Origin of the sequence: Alkalicoccobacillus porphyridii, assembly GCF_007293315.1 — a bacterium.
Taxonomy (GTDB): domain Bacteria; phylum Bacillota; class Bacilli; order Bacillales; family Bacillaceae_D; genus Alkalicoccobacillus; species Alkalicoccobacillus porphyridii.
This window is the reverse complement of record NZ_VLXZ01000386.1, coordinates 1-242: the sequence shown is the minus strand read 5'-3', so window position 1 is coordinate 242 and position 242 is coordinate 1. Positions and strand designations below refer to the sequence as shown.

The 242-nt window shown below is 49.2% G+C and carries 1 pseudogene; it reads right to left on the bottom strand.

The annotated features are described in order from the left end of the window. Nucleotides 1–242 (bottom strand): annotated as a pseudogene (locus tag FN960_RS24680) (glutamate/gamma-aminobutyrate family transporter YjeM); the annotation flags it as partial.

The following is a 242-nucleotide window of genomic DNA, read 5'->3' as shown; positions in this document are numbered from 1 at the left end:
ATCATCCATGCCACTGCCAGCAGACCAACCACCTGCGTAGGCTCCAGTCCGGCAATACGCCAGTGCTGGGTCATGTCGCTACCATAGAGGAATGTTGAGAACGGTACCCAAACTTTCGCGGAGGTACTCACCATCCAGATGATATAAGAGGAAAACCACATAAACGTACCAATGAAGGCAAAACGTGGTCCGACACTATTATTCATCCAGGAATAGATACCGCCTTCTTCTTTGCGATAAGC